This window comes from Variovorax sp. OK212 (genome assembly GCF_900112425.1).
Lineage (GTDB): Bacteria > Pseudomonadota > Gammaproteobacteria > Burkholderiales > Burkholderiaceae_C > Variovorax.
Window position 1 is genome coordinate 18,434 of the sequence record NZ_FOLP01000006.1, and the last position, 20,074, is coordinate 38,507.

Here is a 20,074-nt window from a genome sequence, read left to right on the forward strand (position 1 = left end):
GCTTCACCCGCTTCAATCCACCCTCGTCAATCTTCCATGGTCACCATGCGCCGCCACATCCCCAGCACCCGCGCGCTGCTGATCTTCGACGCGGTCGCGCGCCACCACGGCGTGGGCAAGGCCGCGGAGGAGCTGTGCCTCACGCACAGCGCGGTGAGCCAGCAGCTGCGGCTGCTCGAATCGCAGATCGGCGTGCGGCTGGTGCAGCGCACCGCGCGCGGCAGCGAGCTCACCGAGGCCGGGCGGCGCTACCACGGGCAGATTGCCGGTGACCTGCTGCGCCTGCAGAACCACACGCTCGAAGCCATGGCGCAGCGCACCGACGGCCTGCGCCTGCTGGTGGGCGCGGTGCCGGTGCTGGCCGAAGGCTGGCTCACGCCGCGGTTGCCGGAATTCATTGCGCAGCACCCGGGCTGCAGCCTGCACCTGCAGGTGTTCCCGACCGGCCTCTACATGGACGACGTGCCTTTCGACGTGGGCGTGCAGTACGACGACGCGGTGTGGCCCGGTGCCAACGCGCAGCCGCTGATGGGCGAGTCGTGCGTGGCCGTGTGCTCGCCGAAGGCGAAGGGCCGCGCGGCCATGGCGCGCGGCGACTTCCGGGCCGCGCCGCTGCTGCAGCTGCGCACGCGCATGGGCGCGTGGGAAGAGTGGTTTGCCCAGACGGCGCATGCGCGCGCGCCGGACAACCTGGTGGCGGGCCACCGCTTCGACCTGTTCTCGTCGCTGGTTGCGGCGGTGCGCGCCGACCTGGGCGTGGGGCTGGTGCCCGAGTACTTCGTCGAGCGCGAACTGCGCACGGGCGAACTGGTGCTGGCCTGTCCGCACCGGGCGCCATCGAGCCGGGGCTACAGCGTGTTCGTGGCGCCCAGTCGCACGGACGATGCGCTGGTGAGCGCCTTCGTGGTGTGGCTGCGCGCGGCGGCGGCCGGGCCGCAGGGCTAGGCCGCGCGGCGGAACAGCAGCACGGAGTTCGTGCCGCCGAAGGCGAATGAGTTGCTGATGGCGGCTTCGAGCGACGGCGCCGCGGTGTCGCCGGGCGCCACCAGGTTCAGCGGGCACGCCGCATCGGCCTGCGCGCAGTGGGCGTTCGGCGGCAGTTGCCGGTTGTGCAGCGCCAGCACGGTGATGAGCGCCTCGATGGCACCCGCCGCACCCAGCATGTGGCCGTGCAGGGCCTTGGTCGAGCTGACGCGCAGCGCGTCGAAGTCGCCGCCCCACACGTCGGCCAGCGCGTTGCGCTCGACCACGTCGCCGATGCGCGTGGCCGTGCCGTGCGCGTTGCAGTAGCCCACGTCGCGCGGCTGCAGGCCGGCCAGGCGCAAGGCGGTGCGCAGGGCGCGGGCCTGGCCCGGGGCGTCGGGTTTGGTGAGGTGGGTGGCGTCGCTGCTCAGGCCCCAGCCGGCCAGCGTGGCGTAGCTGCGGGCGCCGCGCGCGCGGGCGCGCTCGGCCGATTCGAGAATCAGGAAGGCCGCGCCTTCGCCGAGCGCGAAGCCGCTGCGGTCGGCCGCGAAGGGCCGCACCGCGCTGCCGGCTTCACCGGGCTGGAAGGTGGCCAGCGTCTGCATGGCCTGCCAGGCCACGACCACGCCGGGCACGATCAGCGCTTCGCTGCCGCCGGCAATGGCGATGTCGACCTCGCCGCGCTGCACCGCCTTGGCCGCTTCGGCGATCGCCGCGGACGACGAGGCGCAGGCCACGGAGTAGGTGAGCACGGGGCCCTGCACGCCCTGGCGCATGGCCACGTGGGCGGCCGGTGCGTTGGGCATGAAGGCCGGAATGGTGAGCGGCGACACGCGGCCGTTGCCGCGGTAGGCGGCCTCCAGCGCCGCCGCGCCGCCCATGCCGCAACCGGCGAAGACGCCGATGCGCTCGGGGTCGGCACTGCCGGCGGCCAGGCCCGCGTCGCGCATCGCCAGGTCGGCGGCGGCCACGGCCAGCTGGCTCACGCGGTCGACGCCGGCGAGCTGCAGCTTGGTGAACCAGCGCGTCTCGTCGAAGGCGACGGTGGCCGCGGCGGCAGGCTTGGGCAGGTCGGGAAAGACGGGCTGGATGGCCGAGCGGCCTTGCAACAGGGCCTCGAACAGGGCGCCGGGCTCGTCGCCGTGCGGCGCCACGACGCCCAGACCGGTGACGGCGACCTGGTGGTTCACGCTGTCTTCGCGGCCCGGACCTTGTCGACCAGCAGCGCGAGTTCGGCCAGGGTGTCGATGTTCGCGTCTTCGTCGGGCATGGTGATGCCGAAATGGTCTTCGATGGCGAAGAGAAACTCGGCGAGGGCGAGCGAGTCGAGCCCGCCGGTTTCCCTCATCGATGCCTGAGGGTCGAGCTTCGACGGTTCGATGCCGTACTTCTCGTGGATCAGGTCCTGCAATTCCTTCAGCGAACTCATCGTGCAATGCCTGTCGTCGTCATGTGCCGCTGATCGATCGCCACCCGTTCAGGGTGTGCCGTTGAATCGATCCCTTCCTCGTCGGCCAGTGGTGATTGTGATCAATGATTGCCGATGATATCCGCTCTCACCCGAGGGACATCCCTTGGCGGCGCTTTCCCGGCCGCCAGCGCAGCGAGGGCAACGCAAAGGCCAGGCCCAGCAGCGCGCCGGCCACCACGTCGAGCACCACATGCTGCTTCACGGCCAGTGTCGAATAGGCGATGGCGGCGAACCACGCCCAGTTCAGCACGCGCCACATGGCCGGCGTGCGCGCCTCGCGCAGCAGGTGCTCGACGCGGACGGCGGTGAAGATGGCCACGGCCACGTGCATCGACGGGCAGGCATTGCCCGCCGCGTCCACGCCCTGCAGCATCGCGAAGCCCGGATAGCCCGAGACGTCGATCGACAGCGGCGGTATCTGCGTCGGCCAGAAATAGAAGAGACCCAGGCCGGTGATGCACAGCCCCCCGATCCACAGCCCGTAGACCACCAGTTCCTTGAAGGTCAGCTGCAGCCCCGGCGCCACGCCCACGTACACCCACAGCGACAGGTAGGCGCCGAGCGTGTAGGGCTGGAACGGAATCAGGTGGTCCAGCGCCGTGAGCGGCATCACCGCGACCGGGAACGCCGGGTTGCGCAGCAGGTGGAAGTAGCCGATGAAGAAGAGCCACGTGAAGACCGTGGTGCCCACCGCCTTCAGCAGGAAATGGCGGCGCATGCGCAGCCAGATGTCGGCGGTCCACGTCGAAGGCCGGGCCTCCGGCGCCATGTGCAGGGGAATCTGTGAGTGCATGGTGTCGAGCGCGATCTTGCCAGAGCGGCGTGGCGCGCCGTCCAGTGCGCCGTCCGATGCGACGTGGGCGCCCCTGTGAACGCCCCGCCGCTTCAGGCGGTGGCGGCGCGCTTGCGGTGCTGGAACGAGGTCGGCGAGCGGCCCGTGGCCGCCTTGAACATGGCGCAGAAGGCGCTGTCGGTGGCGTAGCCGCTGGCCGCCGCCACCTGGCTCACCGCCATGCCGCGCGCCAGCAGCGGCAGCGCATGCGCCATCACGGCCTGCTGGCGCCATTGCTGCCAGCTCATGCCGAGCTGGTCGCGAAACAGGCGCGCCACCGTGCGCTCGCTGGCGCCGATGGTGGCCGCGCGTTCGGCCAGCGTGGCGCGGTCGGCCGGGTTGCGCAGCAGCGCCTCGCACAGCTGGCGCAGGCGCTTGTCGGTGGGCAGCGGCACGTCGATGCGGATCTGCGTGGCGCGCTCCACCTCGTCGACCAGCAGCGGCGCGATCATGCGTTCGCGCTGCGGCGCGTGCGGGTCGGCCGGCGGCAGGCCGTCGGGCGTGGTGTCGAGCGCGAGCATGAGCGCGCGCAGCAGCGGGCTGATCTCCAGCACCTCGCATTTTTCCCAGGTCGGCGCGATCCAGGCGTGCAGGTACACGGTGCGCAGCTCGGCGTCCTCGATCAGCGTGATGCTGTGCGGCATGTTGGCCGGCACCCAGAGCGCGCGCGAGGGCGGCACGATGTAGCTGCCGTCCTGCGTGCTCAGGCGGATCACGCCGCGGGTCGAAAAGGTGAGCTGCGGCCACGGGTGCTGGTGCAGCTCGACCAGCGTGTCGGCGCTCAGGAAGTGCTCCTTGGCGCGCAGCGGGCGCACCGCGTCGGGGGCGTAGAGGTGGGGCGTGAGCGGGCCGACGCTGTTCGCGGGGGCGGTGGCCACGCCGCGTGGCCTGGCGTGCTCCGCGGAGGCAGCCGCCGCGGTGGTCGCTGCGTTCGCAAGGTTCGCGGGGATCGTGGGGTTCGCGGAGGAGGTTGAGGCGGCGCTTGGCATGGTTTCGACAAATGTTGTCGCTGTATCGCCATTCTGCCGCGTCCCCGGCGCATAGCATCGCTGCCTGCCCCGGTTTTTTGTAGCAATCCATGTCCTCCACCTCCTCGACAGCCTCCTCGACCGCCGTTCCTCCCACCACCTTGCGCACCGACGCCAAGCTGATCGGGCTGGTCGGCCTGGCCCATGCGGTCAGCCATTTCAGCCAGCTCATCCTGGCGCCGCTGTTCCCCTGGCTCAAGGACGCGTTCAACGTGAGCTACGTCGAGCTGGGCGCGGTGCTCACGGTGTTCTTCGTGGTCTCGTGCATCGTGCAGGCGGCCTCGGGCTTCATCGTCGACAAGCTGGGCCCGCGCCCGGTGCTGTTCGTGGGGCTCGGCGCGCTGGGCCTCGCGGCCTTCGGCTATGCCGCGGCGCAGAGCTACTGGATGCTGCTGGCGTGCGCGGTGGTCGGCGGCATCGGCAACGGCGTGTTCCACCCGGTGGACTACACGCTGTTCAACCGCAAGGTGGCGCCCACGCGCCTGGGCCATGCCTACAGCGTGCACGGCATCACCGGCAGCCTGGGCTGGGCGCTGGCGCCGGCCTTCGTGGTGCCGATTGCCATCGCCTTCTCGTGGCGCGTGGCCCTGGCCTCGGCCGGCGCGGTGGCCATCGTGGTGCTGCTGGTGCTGTGGGTCTACCGCAGCGTGCTGTCGCTCGACGCGGCGGCGGTGCACAAGGCCACGGGGCAGGGCGCGGCCGCGCAGGCCGGCGGCGACTTCGACTTCCTGCGCATCCCGGCCGTGTGGATGTGCTTCGGTTTCTTCTTCTTCTATGCCGCCGTGATCAGCGTGGTGCAGACCTTCGCGCCGGTGGCCGCGGGCCATCTGCATGCGGTGCCGGTCGCGCTGGTGGCGGTGTGCCTCACGGTCTACATGGTGGCCAGCGCGGTCGGCATGGTGTTCGGCGGCTTCCTGGCGTCGGACCCGTCGCGCTGCGAGCGCATCGTGGGCGCGGGCTTCGGCGTGGCGGCCACGCTGGCGCTGGTGCTGGCCTTTGCGGACTTCCCGCCGATCGTGGTGCCGGTGCTGTTCGGCGCCATGGGCTTCGTCTCCGGCGTGGCCGGTCCGTCGCGCGACCTGCTGGTGAAGAAGTCGACCCCGCCCAACGCCACCGGTCGCGTGTACGGCGTGGTCTACGCCGGGCTCGACATCGGCCAGGCCGTGGCACCGCTGGTGTTCGGCCGGCTGATGGACCACGGCCAGTACACCAGCGTGATCGTCGGCCTGGCGCTGGTGCAGGGCGTGCTGATTGCCAGCGCCTTCAATGTGCGCCGCGTGCGCCGCACGGCGCTGGTGCCGGCCTCGGCCTGAGACTGTTTCCCGCAGGGCGGCCGATATCATCGGCCGCATGCAAGCCTTGTATGTCTACGTGATCCTCGGCGCGGTGCTGGCGGGGTTCGTGCAAGGCCTCTCGGGCTTCGCGTTCGGCCTGGTGGCCATGTCGGTCTGGGCCTGGACGCTGGAGCCGCAACTGGCCGCGGTGCTCGCGCTGTTCGGCGCGCTGACGGGGCAGGTGATTGCCGCGCTCACGGTTCGGCGCTCTTTCGACAAAAGCCTGCTCTGGCCCTTCGTGCTCGGCGGCCTGGTGGGCGTGCCGTTCGGCGTCTGGCTGCTGCCGCACCTCGACCTCGTGCTTTTCAAGCTGTGCCTGGGCGTGCTGCTGGTGCTGTGGTGCCCGGCGATGCTGCTGTCGCAGCACCTGCCCAAGGTGGCGTTCGGCGGCCGCGTGGCCGACGGCGTGGCCGGTGCGATCGGCGGCGCGATGGCCGGCATCGGCGGCTTCTCGGGGACCATTCCCACGCTCTGGTGCACCTTGCGCGGTTTCCAGCGCGACACGCAGCGCGCGGTGATCCAGAACTTCAATCTCTCGATGCTGATGGTGGCGTTCGCGATCCACCTGGCCAGCGGCAGCATCTCGCGCTCGACCGTGCCGCTGCTCGGGCTCGTGGCGCTGGCCGTCGCGGTGCCGGTGCTGCTCGGCGCGCGCCTGTACATCGGCATCAGCGAGGCGGCGTTCCGCAAGCTGGTGCTGAGCCTGCTGACCGCCTCGGGCCTGGCGATGCTGGCGTCGGCGGTGCCGGCGCTGTTGCAGCGCGGCTGACTGCAACGGATCGCGATCGATCGCAATCGGTCGCACCCCGCCGGGAACCTTTGCCGGCACCGGTCTTCCAAGCCGGGGCCGGGCGAGTTGCCCGCCTTGTTTTTTTGATTGCGGAGCGTCCCCCCGAAATGCGCCTTTGAGCCTCTCCTGATTCGCTGCGATGCAAGCCTTCTTGCATCGCTCCACAACGAACTCATCGGAGGGCCGCGCATGGCTCATCGCAAACGCATCGCGCGTCCGGCTGCAGGCCCGGACGCTTCCTTCTCTTCTTCCGCCCAAGGTTTCGCGCTCCGCCACGTGGGCCTCGTGCTGCCCGACGGCCGCGTGCTGTTCGACGACATCGACCAGACCTTCCCGCCTGGCCGCATCGGCCTCGTGGGGAACAACGGCGCGGGCAAGTCGCGGCTCATGGCGCTGCTGGCGGGCCATGCCTGGCCCAGCGCCGGCGTGGTGCTGCGGCCGGCGCGGCTGGCGCATGTGCCGCAGCACATCGCAACGGCACCAGGTGCCAGCGTGGCCGATCTGGCCGGCCTCGCGCAGCCACTGGCCGCGCTCGCGCGCATCGAGGCCGGCAGCACGGCACCGTCCGATTTCGACGCCGCGGAAGGCCACTGGGACCTGCCGGCCCGCCTTGCCGCGGCGCTCGAAGCCGCCGGCCTCGCACTCGCGCCGCATCGGCCGGCCGATGGCCTGAGCGGTGGCGAGCGCACGCGCGTGGCGCTGCTCGGCGCATTCCTTTCAGGCGCCGACGCCTTGCTGCTCGACGAGCCCACCAACCACCTCGACGCCGGTGCGCGGCGCTGGCTGCGCGAGCAGCTTGCCGCGTGGCGCGGCACGGCCGTTGTCGCGAGCCACGACCGCGAACTGCTGGAGGGCATGGACCGCATCGCCGAGATCACGCCCGACGGCCGCCTGCGCACTTGCACCGGCGGCTGGACTGTCTACAGCGCATGGCGCGAGCGCGAAGCGGCCGCCGCGCAGGCCCGGCTCGACCATGCACGCACCGAGCGCGCCGCCGCCTTGCGCGAACTGCGCAAGCAGCACGACGCCCAACAGCGCCGTGCCGCACGCGGTGCGAGCTGGGCGCGCGAAGCCAACCTGGCGGCGATCCACGTGGGCCGTCTCAAGGACAACGCACAGGCCCATGCGGGCCGCGAGAGCGAGCGCCAGCGCGACCAGCGCGAGTCGCTGGACAGCGCGGTGCGCGAGGCCGCGGCGCAGGTGAGGGCGGCGCCCGCGGTGGCGCTCGCGCTGCCGGCGTCGGGCGTTCCCGCCGGGCGCCGCGTGCTGCGGCTCGAAGAAGCGGTGCCCGCGCTGCCGCCCGATGCGCGGCCGCTCACGCTGTGCCTGCACGGCCCTGTGCGCGTCGGCATCACCGGCCCCAACGGCTGCGGCAAGACCAGCCTGCTGCGCATGCTCGCGGGCCGCCTGGCGCCGGCGAGCGGCCTTTGCGATGCGCCGCTGCGCTCCGCGTGGCTCGACCAGGGCCACGGCGCCGGCGCCGGCGACGCACTGCCGTCGGCGCTCTGCGTGCTGCAGCAGCTGCATGCCCTGCGTTCGCCGCTGCCCGATGGCGACCTGCGCACCCGGCTCGCGCTGCTGGGCCTGGGCGCACACACCGTGTGCCGCCCGGCTTCCGGGCTCAGCGGCGGCGAGCGTTTGAAGGCGGCGCTCGCCTGCGCGCTGTGGGGCGGTCAGCCGGCGGAGATGCTGCTGCTCGACGAGCCGACCAACCACCTCGACGTGGCTTCGGTGCTGGCGCTGGAGCAGGCGTTGCGCGGGTTCCCGGGGGTGATCGTCGTGGTGTCGCACGACCCGCGGTTCCTGTCGGCGCTGGCGCTCACGCACCGGCTCGAGGCGCAGGGCAAGGGCTGGGTGTTGCGCGACGTGCGGCGGTGACGCGGTGCCGCGTTGCGACGGTGCCTACCGCGGCAGCGCCAGTGCGAACGGCAGGCTCACCACGCCGAGCAGCGTCGACAGCGTCACCAGTCCCGCCACGTACGGTCCGTTGTAGCCCATGCGCGCGGCCAGCACGTAGGCGCTGGAGGCTGTGGGCACCGCGGAGAAGGCCATCAGCACCGCGGCCTGCGTGGCGTCGAGGCGCAGCGCGTGCACCAGGCCCCACGCGACCAGCGGCAGGAACAGGTGCCGTATCGACAGCACGGAGACGGCCAGCACCTTGCCCGTGCCCAGCGTCGAGAACTTCATGCCCGCGCCGGCCGCGAGCAGCCCCAGCGCGAGCGACGCCGCGCCGATGCGCGTGAGCGTGGGGGTGGCCCAGTTGGGCACCGTGAAGCCCAGCACGTTGGCCAGCAGGCCGGCCAAGGTGGCGACGATCAGCGGGTTGCGCACCAGCTGGCGCACGAAGCCGGTCTGCGCATGGCGCGTCATCGGCCACACGGCCGCGATGTTGAAGATGGGCACGCACACGCCGATCAGCACGGCGATGAGCAGCAGGCCTTCGGAGCCCGCGAGCCGCTCGGCCAGCGCCAGGCAGATGAACGAGTTGAAGCGGAACGCCACTTGCGTGCTGGCCGCATGGTCGCGCCGGTCGATGTGGGACCCGAGACCCGGAACATAGGGCAGCGCGTAGGCCATGGCAATGCCGCAAGCGCCGACGCACAGGCCCGCGGTCAGCAGGTTCGACGTGGCACCGAAGTCGAGCGGGCTGCGCACGATCGAGTGAAACAGCAGGACAGGAAAAAGAAAGTAGTAAACCAGGCTCTCGACCTGGTCCCACACGCGGCGGTCGAGGGCGGTGTAGCGGCACAGGAGCCAGCCGATGGCGATGAGGGAAAAGTCGGGGAAGAGCAGCTGGGCGTAGTTCACCGCTTCGAGGATAAACCCGCCCGACCATGGGTAATCCACAGCACGGAAACGAGCCTCCAGCCGCTAGCATCCGGGCTTCGTTTTTTTCGACAACAGTACAAGGAGTAATCGATGCAACGTCGTCAATGGAGCACGCTGGTGGGAGCTGCGGCACTGGCCGCGGTGGCGGGCCAGAGCTTTGCACAGGGCTATCCGAACAAGCCCGTGGAACTGAGCGTGCCGTTCGCACCGGGTGGCACGACCGACATCGTGGCGCGCGTGATTTCCGACCCGCTGGGCAAGGTGCTCGGCCAGCCGGTGGTGGTGATCAACCGCGCCGGTGGCGGCGGCATCGTGGGCGCGGCCGAAACCGCTCGCGCCACGCCAGACGGCTACAAGCTGGGCATTGCCACCGTGTCGAGCACGGCGGCCAACCCGGCCATCAACCCGAAGACGCCGTACGACCCGATCAACGACTTCACGCCGATCATCAACATCGCGGCCACGCCGAACATCATTGCGGTGAATCCGAGCTTCCCGGCGAAGAACTACGCCGAGTTCGTGGCCGAGCTGAAGAAGAACCCCGGCAAGTACTCGTACGCCTCCTCGGGCACGGGCGGCATCGGCCACCTGCTGATGGAGCTGTACAAGAGCCTGACCAACACCTTCGTCACGCACATCCCGTACCGCGGCGCGGGTCCGGCGCTGAACGACGTGGTGGCCGGCCAGGTGCCGATCATGTTCGACAACATCCCCTCGGCCATGCCCTTCATCACCAGCGGCCGGCTGATCCCGATCGTGGTGTCGGCGCCCCAGCGCCTGGCCGCGCTGCCCAACGTGCCGACCTTCAAGGAAGTGGGCCTGGAGCCGGTGAACCGCATGGCCTACTACGGCATCCTCGGCCCCAAGGGCCTGCCGAAGGAAGTGGTCGAGAAGATCAGCGCCGGCGTGAAGAAGGCCGTGGAAGAACCGGCGGTGCGCAAGCGCATCGAGGACACCGGCTCGCTCATCGTGGCCAACACGCCCGAGCAGTTCAGCGCGCAGATCAAGGCCGAGTTCGAGGTCTACAAGGGCGTCGTGAAGAAGCAGAACCTGAAGCTCGACTGAGCCCGCCGCGCCGGCCCGGGATTCTTCCCGGCCCCCCGGAAGCCGCCCGCATGCCGGGCGGCTTTTTTCTTTTCGGGCCCATTCTTTTGTTATCTTGCACGGCATGACAGAGGCCGCCACGCAGACACCCGACATCGACGACTTCATCGACGCCCTCTGGCTCGAGGACGGCCTGTCGAAGAACACCCTGGCCGCCTACCGCCGCGACCTCGCGCTGTTCGCGCAGTGGCTGCGCGAGCAGCGCGACGGCGCCGCGCTGGCCTCGGCGCGCGAGACCGACGTGCAGGCCTACATGGGCGCGCGCCTGTCGACCAAGGGCAAGGCCACCTCGGCGAACCGCCGGCTCACCGTGTTCAAGCGCTACTTTCGCTGGGCGCTGCGCGAGCGGCGCATCGTGGCCGACCCGACCATCCGGCTCATGCCCGCGCGGCAGATGCCGCGCGCCATCAAGACGCTGTCGGAAAAGCAGGTCGACGACCTGCTCGGCGCGCCCGACGTGCAGACGCCGCTGGGCCTGCGCGACCGCGCGATGCTGGAGCTGATGTACGCGAGCGGCCTGCGCGTGAGCGAACTGGTGGCGCTCAAGGCCATCGACCTGAGCCTCAACGACGGCGTGCTGCGCGTGCTCGGCAAGGGCAACAAGGAGCGGCTGGTGCCGTTCGGCGGCGAGGCGCGGCGCTGGATCGAGCGCTACATCGACGACGCGCGCCCCGACATCCTCGGCGGCCAGCAGACGCCCGACCTGTTCGTGACCGCGCGCGGCGCGGGCATGACGCGCGTGATGTTCTGGATCATCGTGAAGAAGCACGCGGCCACCGCCGGCATCCACGTGCCGCTGTCGCCGCACACGCTGCGCCACGCCTTCGCCACGCACCTGCTGAACCACGGCGTGGACCTGCGCGCGGTGCAGCTGCTGCTGGGGCATGCCGACATCTCGACCACCACCATCTACACGCACGTGGCGCGCGAGCGCCTGAAGCAGTTGCATGCCAGGCACCACCCGCGCGGGTGAGCCGCGAGCACCCTTGCACCTCGACCGGGGCGACCGGGGCGACCGGGGCGACCGGATCGGCTGTGCCGGCTGGAGCCTGCCGCGCGCGCAGTGGCGCGAGTTCCCCGCCGAAGGCTCGCACCTCGCGCGCTATGCGCAGGTCTTCGATGCCGTCGAGATCGACACCTCGTTCTACCGCCCGCACCGGCGCGAGACCTACGAGCGGTGGGCGGCCAGCACGCCCGCCGCATTTCGCTTCGCCGTCAAGCTGCCGCAGGCCGTCACGCATGAACGGCGGCTGGTCGATGCAATGGCGCCGTTCGAGGACTTCCTTGCGCAGGCCGGCGGGCTCGGCGACAGGCTCGGTGTGCTGGTCGTGCAGTTGCCGCCCAGCCTCGCGTTCGACGCCGCCGTGGTCCGCCGCTTCCTTGCGGCGATGCGGCGCCGGCATGCGGGCGCGGTGGTGCTCGAGCCGCGCCATCGCAGCTGGTTCACGCCGCAGGCCGACGCGCTGCTCGCGGGCTTCGAGGTGGCGCGCGTGCTGGCCGACCCGGTGCTGTTCGACCAAGCCGCTGCGCCCGGCGGCTGGCCGGGCCTGGTCTATCTGCGGCTGCACGGCTCGCCGCGGCGCTACTGGTCGGCCTACGGCGACGCGCTGCTCGCACGGCTCGCGCAGCGGCTGCGGCTTGCGACGGAAGAGGGCGCGCGGTGCTGGTGCATCTTCGACAACACGGCGGGCGGCGAGGCGGTCGGCAATGCGTTGACGCTGCGGCGTCTCCTGCAGAATCGTCGACCGATCCGAGGAGACACAACATGACCATGACCATGAATTTCAGATTCGACAAGCTTTGCACCGGCCTTGCGCTGGCCGCCGCCACCGGCCTTGCCGCGGCCCAGGGCTTCCCCAGCGCCAAGCCCATTCGCCTGATCGTCGGCTATCCGCCCGGCGGCGGCATCGACTTTGCGGCGCGCACGGTGCAGGTGCCGCTGCAGGAGGCGCTCAAGCAGCAATTGGTGGTCGACTACAAGCCCGGCGCGAGCGGCATGATCGCCGCCACCGAACTCACGCGCCAGCCGGCCGACGGCTACACGCTGCTGCTGGCCAACACCGGCCCGTTCGCCATTGCGCCGTACCTGCAGAGCAAGCCGCCGTACGACCCGATCAGGCAGTTCACGTACATCGGCCAGATCAGCCAGGGCAGCTACATCGCGGTGACGCGGCCCGACCATCCGGCCAGGAACCTCAAGGAGTTCGTGGCCTGGGCCAAGGGGCAGCCGGGCAAGGTCAACTTTGCGTCGGGCGGCAACGGCACCTCGACGCACCTGAACGGCGAGCTCATGAACCAGGTGACGGGCCTGGACATGACACACGTGCCCTACAAGGGCAGCGCGCCCGCGGTGCAGGACCTGCTGGGCGGGCAGACGCAGATCCTCATCGACGCGGGCAGCGTGCTGCTGCCGCAGGTGAAGGGCGGCAAGCTGAAGGCGCTGGCCGTCACCGGCCCTGTGCGCGACCCGCAGCTGCCCGACGTGCCGACCGTGAAGGAGCTGGGCCTTGCGGGCATGGAGGCGGTCGGCTTCCAGGGGCTGGTGGGCCCGGCCAACATGCCGAAGGACGTGGTCGACAAGCTGTCGGGCGAGCTGGCCAAGGCGCTGGCGCAGCCCGACATCAAGGCCAAGTTCGCCACCGCGGGCGCCGAGGTGCATCCGCTCGGCCCTGCGGAGTTCGCGGCCTTCGTCAAGGCGGACAATGAGAAATGGTCCAGGCTGATTCGCGAGCGCAAGCTGCAGCTGGACTGATGCCAACCACGTAACCGATCACATGAATTTCCTAGCTTCCTCGAAGCCCTCGCGCCGCACGGCGACCCGACTCCTGGCCGCCGCGGCCCTGTGCGCCGCTTCCGGCGCACACGCGCAGGCCGTTCCCAAGACCGTGCGCCTCATCGTCGCGTACCCGGCCGGCGGCGTCAGCGACGTGGTCGCGCGCGCGCTCGGCGACCGCCTGGCCGCGCAGATGGGCACCACGGTGATCGTGGACAACCGCGCGGGCGCCAGCGGCGCCATCGGCATGGACGCCGTGGCCAAGGCCGCGCCCGACGGGGCCACGCTGGGCTTCTCGGCCATCAGCCCGCTGGTGCTGAGCCCGCACCTCGGCAAGCTGCCCTTCGACCCGTTGAAGGACGTGGTGCCGGTGGCCAGCGTGATGTATTCGCCGGTGCTGCTGATCGCCACGCCGGCCAGCAAGGCGAAGGACTTCCGCGCGCTGATCGACGACGCCAAGGCGCACCCGGGCGCGGTGCGCTGGGCCACGTCGGGCTCGGCGTCGCTGGGCCACATCGTGCTGGAGCAGCTGCATGCGGCGGCCGGCGTCGACATCACGCACGTGCCCTACAAGGGCGGCGGCCAGCAGCTGAACGACGCCATCGGCGGGCAGTTCGAAATCTTGTCGACCAACGCGAGCCCGACGCTGTCGTCGCACATCCAGTCGGGCAAGCTGCGCCCGCTGGCCGTGGGCGCACCGGCGCGGCTGGAGAGCCTGCCGCAGGTGCCCACGCTGGGCGAGCTGGGCTACAAGGCGGCCAACATCAACTCGCTGTTCGGCGTGTTCGCGCCGGCCGCCACGCCGCCCGCGCTGGTCGCCAGGTACAACGCCGAGATCAACAAGGCGCTGGCCAGCCCCGAACTGCGCGCCAAGCTCACGGCCACCGACAACGTGCCGACCGGCGGCAGCTCGCAAGCCTTCGCCAAGGAAATCGCCAGCGAGTTCGAGAGCAACGGCCGCATCGTCAAGGCGGCGGGCATCAAGGCCGATTGAGCCTGCGGGGTCGACTGAGCGTGCTGACGCCCGGGTGACCCTGGCGCTTGTGGTTTGATTTCCCCTACCTTATAGTAGGTAGATGACAGCCACTTCCACCGCCACCGCCCTTGCCACGGGCAGCACCCGCGAGCAGATCCTCGCGGCGGCGCGCGGGTTCATCGAAACGCGCTCCTACCTGGGCTTCAGCTTCCAGGACGTGGCCGATGCGGTGGGGGTTCGCAAGGCCAGCCTGTACCACCACTTTGCGAGCAAGGAAGCGCTGGGCATCGCCGTGATTCGCGGCGCCACGCAAGGCTTCAAGGACTGGGACGCGGCACGTGCGCGCGAGCCGAAGGACGCGCTCGAATCGTATTTCCGCATGTACCGCAACACGCTGAAGGCCGGCTCGGGCATGTGCCCGGCGGGCGCGCTGGCACCGGGCTGGGACGTCATCAACGACGAGTTGCGCCAGGCCGTGCAGGAGTTGCGCAACACGCAGGTCACATGGCTCACCGGTGTGCTGGGGGCGCTCGTGCCCGTGCGGGAGAAGGGCAAGAAGGGCCCTTCGGTCGCGTCGCTGGCCGCCTATGTGTTCACGGTCTGCCAGGGTGCGCTGTTGTCGGCGCGCATGACAGGGCGCGTCGACGACTTCGACGACGCCATCGCGCAACTCAGGAGTTCACTGCCCGGCTGACCGCCGGGCCTGATGCGGGCACGTTCAGGCGTGCCTATTTTTTGACCTCATAGCCTACCGATTGGATGGTAGGTTTAGTCTGTTGGAGCACCCTCATGAAAGCCGTCATTTCCGCCTACGCCCGTTCCCCGTTCCACTTCGCGAAGAAAGGGGCCCTTGCCGAAGTGCGCCCCGACACGCTCGCCGCAGGCGTGGTGCGCGGGCTGCTGCAGCGCACCGACCTCGACCCCGCGCTGCTCGAAGACATCATCCTGGGCTGCGCCTATCCCGAGGCCTCGCAGGGCAACAACCTCGCGCGCATCGTCGGGCTGCTGGCCGGCCTGCCGCACGAGGTGGGCGGCATGACGGTGAACCGCTTCTGCGGCTCGTCGATGCAGGCCGTGCACATCGCCGCCGCGCAGATCGAGGCCGGCATGGGCGAAGCCTTCCTGTGCGTGGGCGTGGAGTCGATGACGATGGTGCCGCAGGGCGGCTTCAACTTCTCGCCCAACCCCGAGCTGCTGGAAACCACCGACGCCTACATCTCGATGGGCGAGACGGCCGAGAACGTGGCGCAGCGCTGGAACGTGAGCCGCGCCGACCAGGAGGCGCTGGCCGTGGAATCGCACCGCAAGGCGGCCGAGGCGCGCGCGCAGGGCCGGCTGGCCGGCGAGATCGTGCCGGTGCGCCTGGCCTCGGGCGACATCGTCGATGCCGACGGCTGCATCCGCCCGACCACCTCGGCCGAGGCGCTGGCCAACCTGAAGCCCGCGTTCCGCCCCGACGGCGTGGTCACGGCCGGTACCGCGTCGCCGCTGACCGACGGCGCGGCCGTGGTGCTGGTCACCAGCGACGCCTTCGCCGCGAAGCATGGCCTGAAGGCGCTGGCGCGCATCAAGTCGTTCGCGACCGTGGGCGTCGACCCGGCCATCATGGGCATCGGCCCGATTCCCGCGACCCGCAAGGCGCTGGCGCGCGCCTGCCTGAGCGCGGCCGACCTCGACGTGATCGAGATCAACGAGGCCTTCTCGTCGCAGGCGCTGGCCTGCATCCGCGACCTGGGGCTGGACCCCGCCAAGGTCAACCTCGACGGCGGCGGCCTGGCCATCGGCCACCCGCTGGGCGCCACCGGTGCGCGCATCACCGGCAAGGCGGCGTCGCTGCTGGCGCGCGAGAACGGCCGCTACGCGCTGGCCACGCAATGCATCGGCGGTGGGCAGGGCATTGCGACCATCCTCGAGCGCGTCTGATCGCCCGAGAATGAGGCTCGTCACAACAAGGAGACTTCCATGGCCAAGCTGTACCTCGAAGACCTGAAGGTCGGCGACCGTTTCCAGAGCGCGGAACACACGCTCGACGCGGCGCAGATCAAGGCCTTTGCGCAGCAGTTCGACCCGCAGCCGTTCCACACCGACGAGGAGGCCGCGAAGAGCACCTTCTTCGCCGGGCTGGCCGCGAGCGGCTGGCACACGGCCGCGCTCACCATGAAGCTGCTGGTGGAGAGCGGCATTCCGCTGGCCGACGGCATCATCGGTTCGGGTGGCGAGCTGCAATGGCCCAAGCCGACGCGGCCCGGCGACGTGCTGCATGTGGTCAGCGAGGTGATCGACATCGCGCCTTCGCGTTCCAAGCCCGGCCGCGCGATGGTGACCATGCGCTGCCAGACGCGCAACCAGCGCGGCGAGGTGCTCCAGTACTTCACGCCGAAGCTGGTGGTGCACGCGCGGCCTGCGCAGGCTGTGTAGTCCTGCACGGCCCCTTGCACGCGCCGGCGCCATTGGGCGCGTTCAGCGCTTGTCCTGGGCCGCCTGGTTGGCTTGCGAGGTCGCCACCAGCTGGCGCAGCTCCTCGTCGCTGAAGCCGGCCCGCCCGCGCGCCTCGAGGTTGAACGGCGGCTTGTGGCGCGGCGCGTCGTAGCGCGCCACCAGCGCGGGGTAGGTCGCCTCGGCGTCGAGGCCCGCGCCGTCGCACAGCCAGCGGTACCAGTGGTTGCCGATGGCCACGTGGCCGACCTCGTCGCGCAGGATGATGTCGAGGATCTCGACCGCGCGCAGCGCGTCGGGCGTGTTCACGCGCTTGAGCTTGGCCTGGATGAGCGGCGTGGCGTCGAGCCCGCGCGCTTCCAGCGTGCGCGGCACCAGCGCCATGCGGGCGAGCACGTCGTCCTTCGTTTTCTCGCACATGTTCCACAGCCCGTCGTGGCCGGGGAAGTCGCCGTAGCGGTAGCCCATGCCCTGCAGGTGCGTGTGCAGCAGCGTGAAGTGCAGCGCCTCTTCGTCGGCCACGCGCAGCCAGTCGCGGTAGTAGGCCTCGGGCATGCCGTCGTAGCGCCACACGGCGTCCAGCGCGAGGTTGATCGCGTTGAACTCGATGTGGCAGATCGAATGGATCAGCGCGGCGCGGCCTTCGGGGGTGAAAGGCGAGCGCTTCTGCACCGCCGTGGCGGCCACGCGCGCGGGCTTTTCCGGGCGGCCGGGCACGCCGGTGTCGTCGCCGGGCGTGCGAATGGCGCCCGTTGCTATGGAATCGGTAGCGCCTTGCGCAGCAGCGGCGCGCGTGGCGGCTACTTTCTCGTCTGGATCTGTCAGGCGCAGCGCGGCCAGCGCGCTCAATCGGGGGTGCATCCCTACAATTCTAGTTTTGACCTTCTTTGACATTTCCGGAGACAAGAACAATGGCGCTCTACGAACTCGACGGTGTGGCCCCTCAACTGGGCGAAGGTGCATGGGTGGCCGACAGCGCGCAGGTCATGGGCAACGTCAAGCTGGCGGAGAACGCCAGCGTGTGGTTCGGCGCCGTGCTGCGCGGGGACACCGAGACGCTGAGCATCGGGCGCAACAGCAACATCCAGGACCTGTCGGTGCTGCACGCCGACGTCGGCTGCCCGCTGACCATCGGCGAGAACGTCACCGTGGGCCACCAGGTGATGCTGCACGGCTGCACCGTGGGCGACAACTCGCTGATCGGCATCCAGGCGGTGGTCTTGAATAACGCGAAGATCGGCCGCAACTCGATCGTTGGCGCTGGCAGCGTCGTGACCGAGGGCAAGGAGTTTCCCGACAATTCCCTCATCATCGGCTCGCCGGCCAAGGTGGTTCGCACGCTCGACGATGCGGCCGCCGCCCGGTTGCGCCAGAGCGCCGAGCACTATGTAGAGAACGCCCATCGCTTCGCGAAGGGTCTCAGGAAGATCGCCTGACCCCCCGGGTCGCAGGCACACAGAGAAAGAAAACGTTTTGAGCGAGCTGCACAAATTCCTGTTCGATGGCCTGCCGGTGCGCGGCATGATCGTGCGCCTGACGGATGCGTGGCAGGAGATTCTTGCGCGGCGCGCCTCCAACACCTCCACCGGCCCGTACCCGCCGCCGGTGGCCGAGCTGCTCGGCGAGATGACGGCCGCGGCCACGCTGATGCAGGCCAACATCAAGTTCAACGGCGCGCTGATCCTGCAGATCTTCGGCGACGGCCCCGTGAAGGTGGCCGTGGCCGAGGCCAAGCCCGACCTGAGCCTGCGCGCCACCGCCAAGGTGATCGGCGACCTGCCGGCCGATGCGCGGCTGCCCGACATGGTCAACGTGAACAACAAGGGCCGCTGCGCGATCACGCTCGACCCGAAGGACAAGCTGCCGGGCGCCACGCCGTACCAGGGCGTGGTTCCGCTGTTCGGTGACGACGGCGAGAAGCTGGGCAAGCTCAGCGACGTGCTGCAGCACTACATGCTGCAAAGCGAACAGCTCGACACCACGCTGGTGCTGGCGGCCGACGACAAGGTGGCCGCGGGCCTGCTGATCCAGCGCCTGCCGGTGAAGGGCGAGGGCAACCTCGAAGGCACCGCCGACAGGGACCACGACCAGGCCAACGAAGACCAGATCGGCCGCAACGAGGACTACAACCGCATCTCCATCCTCGCGTCGAGCCTGACGCGCGACGAGTTGCTCACGCTGGACATCGAGACCATTCTTCGCCGCCTGTTCTGGGAAGAAAAGCTGCTGCGCTTCGAACCGCAGGCCGGCCCGCAGGGCCCGCACTTCGCCTGCACCTGCGGGCGCGAGCGCGTGGCGCAGATGATCCGCGGGCTGGGCGTGGAAGAGGCCGAGAGCATCCTCGCCGAGCGCGGCGACATCGAGGTGGGCTGCGACTTCTGCGGCAAGCAGTACCGCTTCGACGCGGTCGATGCGGCGCAACTCTTCAAGCCGCTGGGCGACCAGATTCCGGGCAGCCCGGTCGTCCAGTAACCAGGCTGGCGTTGCGGGCCTGTGGGCCTTGTGGGCCCGCATGTTCCGGCGCTTGCGGCGCCTCCCTCGTTTCTAGCGCGCCGCGTCGTCGAAGCCGCTGAACGCGATGTCCGGCGCGCTGGTGTTGTGCTTGGACGGCAGGCTGCGCCCGAAGCGCACCTGCGTGGCCTGCAGCGTCTTCACCTCGGGCAAGGGCAGCACCTGCGGCGCGGCTTGCGGCGTGGCCTGCCAGCGCACCTCGCTCACGTCGGCGTTGTCGGGCGTCACGTACATCGAGCGCAGCACCGCGAAGGGCTGCGCGCTGGCGGTGGGCTTGGACAGCGTCACGTCGAGCGCGGTGCGCGTGCGGCTGATCTCGTTGACCCGCGCCACCGCGCTGCCGCCGTCGGTGAAGCGCACATGGATGGCCAGCGGACGCGGCACGATGCGGATCGACGCGATGTTCACCACCGGCCGCGCGGCCGCCTCGACCGGTCCGAGCAGGAACGACGAGCCGTACACGCCGTCGCCGAAGCGCGCGTCGGGCAGCGGCTTGAGGCGCCAGTAGCCGTCCGACGGATAGAGCACGATGGCCTCGAGCGCCTTGCCGTTCTCCTTCTTGAACACCTGCAGCAGGTGAAAGCCGCTGTCCTTGCGCTTGCCCACCTGCACCGGCACGCGCTGCGCGCGCCAGAAGGTCGGCAGCGTCATGCCGACGATGCGCCACTGGGCGTTGTCCATCAGCACCACGGTGCGCTTACGAAAGCGGTGCGCGGGGTCGGTCGGGTGCGCGCCGCCGTCGAAGTTGCAGCCCGAGAAGTCGGGCTTGGTGACGTCGTTGCCGATCTTGTCGAGGTAGTCGGGCTGCAGCGCCTCGATGCGCATGTGGCGGATGCCGTCGCCGCGCAGCGTCAGCGAGACGTTGTCTTCCTCGGCGCAGGCGGTGGTGGTGGTGCCGTTCTCGACGGTGGCGGCCACCGGGGCCGCGAAGGCGGGCGCGGCCAGCAGCAAGGCGGTGGCGGCGGCAAGGGTGGCGAAGCCGGTGGGAAGCAGTGCGGCGGTCGGCAGGGGCATCGGGTCTCCGGTG

General features: G+C 70.2%; 21 protein-coding genes. 14 read left to right on the plus strand and 7 right to left on the minus strand.

Going from position 1 to position 20,074, the window contains the following annotated elements:
• Window positions 1-45: 45 nt before the first annotated feature.
• Window positions 46-945: a LysR substrate-binding domain-containing protein gene (locus BM004_RS19005; protein WP_093129932.1), complete on the plus strand. Its 900-nt coding sequence runs from the start codon at window positions 46-48 to the stop codon at window positions 943-945.
• Here BM004_RS19005 and BM004_RS19010 read toward each other — a convergent pair.
• From BM004_RS19010 to BM004_RS19025, 4 genes are all read right to left on the minus strand, one after another.
• Window positions 942-2,153 (minus strand): beta-ketoacyl-[acyl-carrier-protein] synthase family protein, encoded by a 1,212-nt coding sequence (locus BM004_RS19010; RefSeq protein ID WP_093215784.1) that lies wholly within the window; start codon window positions 2,151-2,153, stop codon window positions 942-944. The genes BM004_RS19005 and BM004_RS19010 overlap by 4 nt on opposite strands.
• On the minus strand, window positions 2,150-2,392 hold the full coding sequence (locus BM004_RS19015) for an acyl carrier protein (RefSeq protein ID WP_093129589.1): 243 nt from the start codon (window positions 2,390-2,392) through the stop codon (window positions 2,150-2,152). The genes BM004_RS19010 and BM004_RS19015 overlap by 4 nt, the downstream gene beginning before the upstream one ends.
• 127 nt (window positions 2,393-2,519) lie before the next feature.
• Entirely contained in the window at window positions 2,520-3,227 is a 708-nt protein-coding gene (locus BM004_RS19020) for a phosphatase PAP2 family protein (RefSeq protein WP_256219954.1), read from the minus strand.
• Between the two features lie 92 nt (window positions 3,228-3,319).
• The gene (locus BM004_RS19025) at window positions 3,320-4,144 is read right to left on the minus strand and encodes an AraC family transcriptional regulator (protein WP_093129591.1); all 825 of its coding nucleotides are present in this window, start codon (window positions 4,142-4,144) and stop codon (window positions 3,320-3,322) included.
• 200 nt (window positions 4,145-4,344) lie between these two features.
• Between BM004_RS19025 and BM004_RS19030 the strand changes: the two genes are divergently transcribed.
• The 3 genes from BM004_RS19030 (at window position 4,345) to BM004_RS19040 (ending at window position 8,296) form a co-directional block, all read left to right on the plus strand.
• Window positions 4,345-5,607, plus strand: a complete 1,263-nt coding sequence (locus BM004_RS19030) for an MFS transporter (RefSeq protein WP_093215791.1) — start codon at window positions 4,345-4,347, stop codon at window positions 5,605-5,607.
• A 37-nt stretch (window positions 5,608-5,644) separates the two neighbouring features.
• Complete coding sequence (locus tag BM004_RS19035) at window positions 5,645-6,397, plus strand: sulfite exporter TauE/SafE family protein (RefSeq protein WP_093215794.1); 753 nt, start codon at window positions 5,645-5,647, stop codon at window positions 6,395-6,397.
• Window positions 6,398-6,607: 210 nt separating this feature from the next.
• On the plus strand, window positions 6,608-8,296 hold the full coding sequence (locus BM004_RS19040; RefSeq protein ID WP_093215797.1) for an ABC-F family ATP-binding cassette domain-containing protein: 1,689 nt from the start codon (window positions 6,608-6,610) through the stop codon (window positions 8,294-8,296).
• Window positions 8,297-8,320: 24 nt separating this feature from the next.
• Here the strand turns inward: BM004_RS19040 and BM004_RS19045 are convergent, their stop codons facing one another.
• Entirely contained in the window at window positions 8,321-9,238 is a 918-nt protein-coding gene (locus BM004_RS19045) for an AEC family transporter (RefSeq protein WP_177206551.1), read from the minus strand.
• A gap of 99 nt (window positions 9,239-9,337) precedes the next feature.
• Here BM004_RS19045 and BM004_RS19050 point away from each other — a divergent pair, with 99 nt between their 5' ends.
• The 8 genes from BM004_RS19050 (at window position 9,338) to BM004_RS19085 (ending at window position 16,518) form a co-directional block, all read left to right on the plus strand.
• Window positions 9,338-10,312, plus strand: a complete 975-nt coding sequence (locus BM004_RS19050; RefSeq protein ID WP_093129596.1) for a tripartite tricarboxylate transporter substrate binding protein BugE — start codon at window positions 9,338-9,340, stop codon at window positions 10,310-10,312.
• Between the two features lie 103 nt (window positions 10,313-10,415).
• On the plus strand, window positions 10,416-11,324 hold the full coding sequence (xerD, locus tag BM004_RS19055; RefSeq protein WP_093129597.1) for a site-specific tyrosine recombinase XerD: 909 nt from the start codon (window positions 10,416-10,418) through the stop codon (window positions 11,322-11,324).
• Window positions 11,299-12,120, plus strand: a complete 822-nt coding sequence (locus tag BM004_RS19060; RefSeq protein ID WP_093215802.1) for a DUF72 domain-containing protein — start codon at window positions 11,299-11,301, stop codon at window positions 12,118-12,120. Before xerD ends, BM004_RS19060 begins: the two co-directional genes overlap by 26 nt.
• 8 nt (window positions 12,121-12,128) lie before the next feature.
• The gene (locus BM004_RS19065; RefSeq protein WP_093216326.1) at window positions 12,129-13,103 is read left to right on the plus strand and encodes a Bug family tripartite tricarboxylate transporter substrate binding protein; all 975 of its coding nucleotides are present in this window, start codon (window positions 12,129-12,131) and stop codon (window positions 13,101-13,103) included.
• Window positions 13,104-13,125: 22 nt separating this feature from the next.
• On the plus strand, window positions 13,126-14,118 hold the full coding sequence (locus BM004_RS19070) for a Bug family tripartite tricarboxylate transporter substrate binding protein (RefSeq protein ID WP_093215805.1): 993 nt from the start codon (window positions 13,126-13,128) through the stop codon (window positions 14,116-14,118).
• An 82-nt stretch (window positions 14,119-14,200) separates the two neighbouring features.
• Entirely contained in the window at window positions 14,201-14,794 is a 594-nt protein-coding gene (locus BM004_RS19075) for a TetR/AcrR family transcriptional regulator (RefSeq protein WP_093215807.1), read from the plus strand.
• A gap of 95 nt (window positions 14,795-14,889) precedes the next feature.
• Entirely contained in the window at window positions 14,890-16,023 is a 1,134-nt protein-coding gene (locus BM004_RS19080; RefSeq protein ID WP_093215810.1) for a thiolase family protein, read from the plus strand.
• Between the two features lie 39 nt (window positions 16,024-16,062).
• The gene (locus BM004_RS19085) at window positions 16,063-16,518 is read left to right on the plus strand and encodes a MaoC family dehydratase (RefSeq protein WP_093129602.1); all 456 of its coding nucleotides are present in this window, start codon (window positions 16,063-16,065) and stop codon (window positions 16,516-16,518) included.
• Window positions 16,519-16,560: 42 nt separating this feature from the next.
• Here BM004_RS19085 and BM004_RS19090 read toward each other — a convergent pair whose 3' ends face one another.
• Window positions 16,561-17,397, minus strand: a complete 837-nt coding sequence (locus tag BM004_RS19090; protein ID WP_093215813.1) for a ferritin-like domain-containing protein — start codon at window positions 17,395-17,397, stop codon at window positions 16,561-16,563.
• A gap of 50 nt (window positions 17,398-17,447) precedes the next feature.
• On the opposite strand from BM004_RS19090, the gene BM004_RS19095 reads away from it, so the two are divergent.
• Complete coding sequence (locus BM004_RS19095; RefSeq protein ID WP_093129604.1) at window positions 17,448-17,972, plus strand: gamma carbonic anhydrase family protein; 525 nt, start codon at window positions 17,448-17,450, stop codon at window positions 17,970-17,972.
• A gap of 37 nt (window positions 17,973-18,009) precedes the next feature.
• The gene (locus BM004_RS19100; RefSeq protein WP_093215815.1) at window positions 18,010-19,008 is read left to right on the plus strand and encodes an Hsp33 family molecular chaperone HslO; all 999 of its coding nucleotides are present in this window, start codon (window positions 18,010-18,012) and stop codon (window positions 19,006-19,008) included.
• Window positions 19,009-19,080: 72 nt separating this feature from the next.
• Here the strand turns inward: BM004_RS19100 and BM004_RS19105 are convergent, their stop codons facing one another.
• Window positions 19,081-20,061, minus strand: a complete 981-nt coding sequence (locus BM004_RS19105; RefSeq protein WP_093215818.1) for a hypothetical protein — start codon at window positions 20,059-20,061, stop codon at window positions 19,081-19,083.
• Window positions 20,062-20,074: the final 13 nt, after the last annotated feature.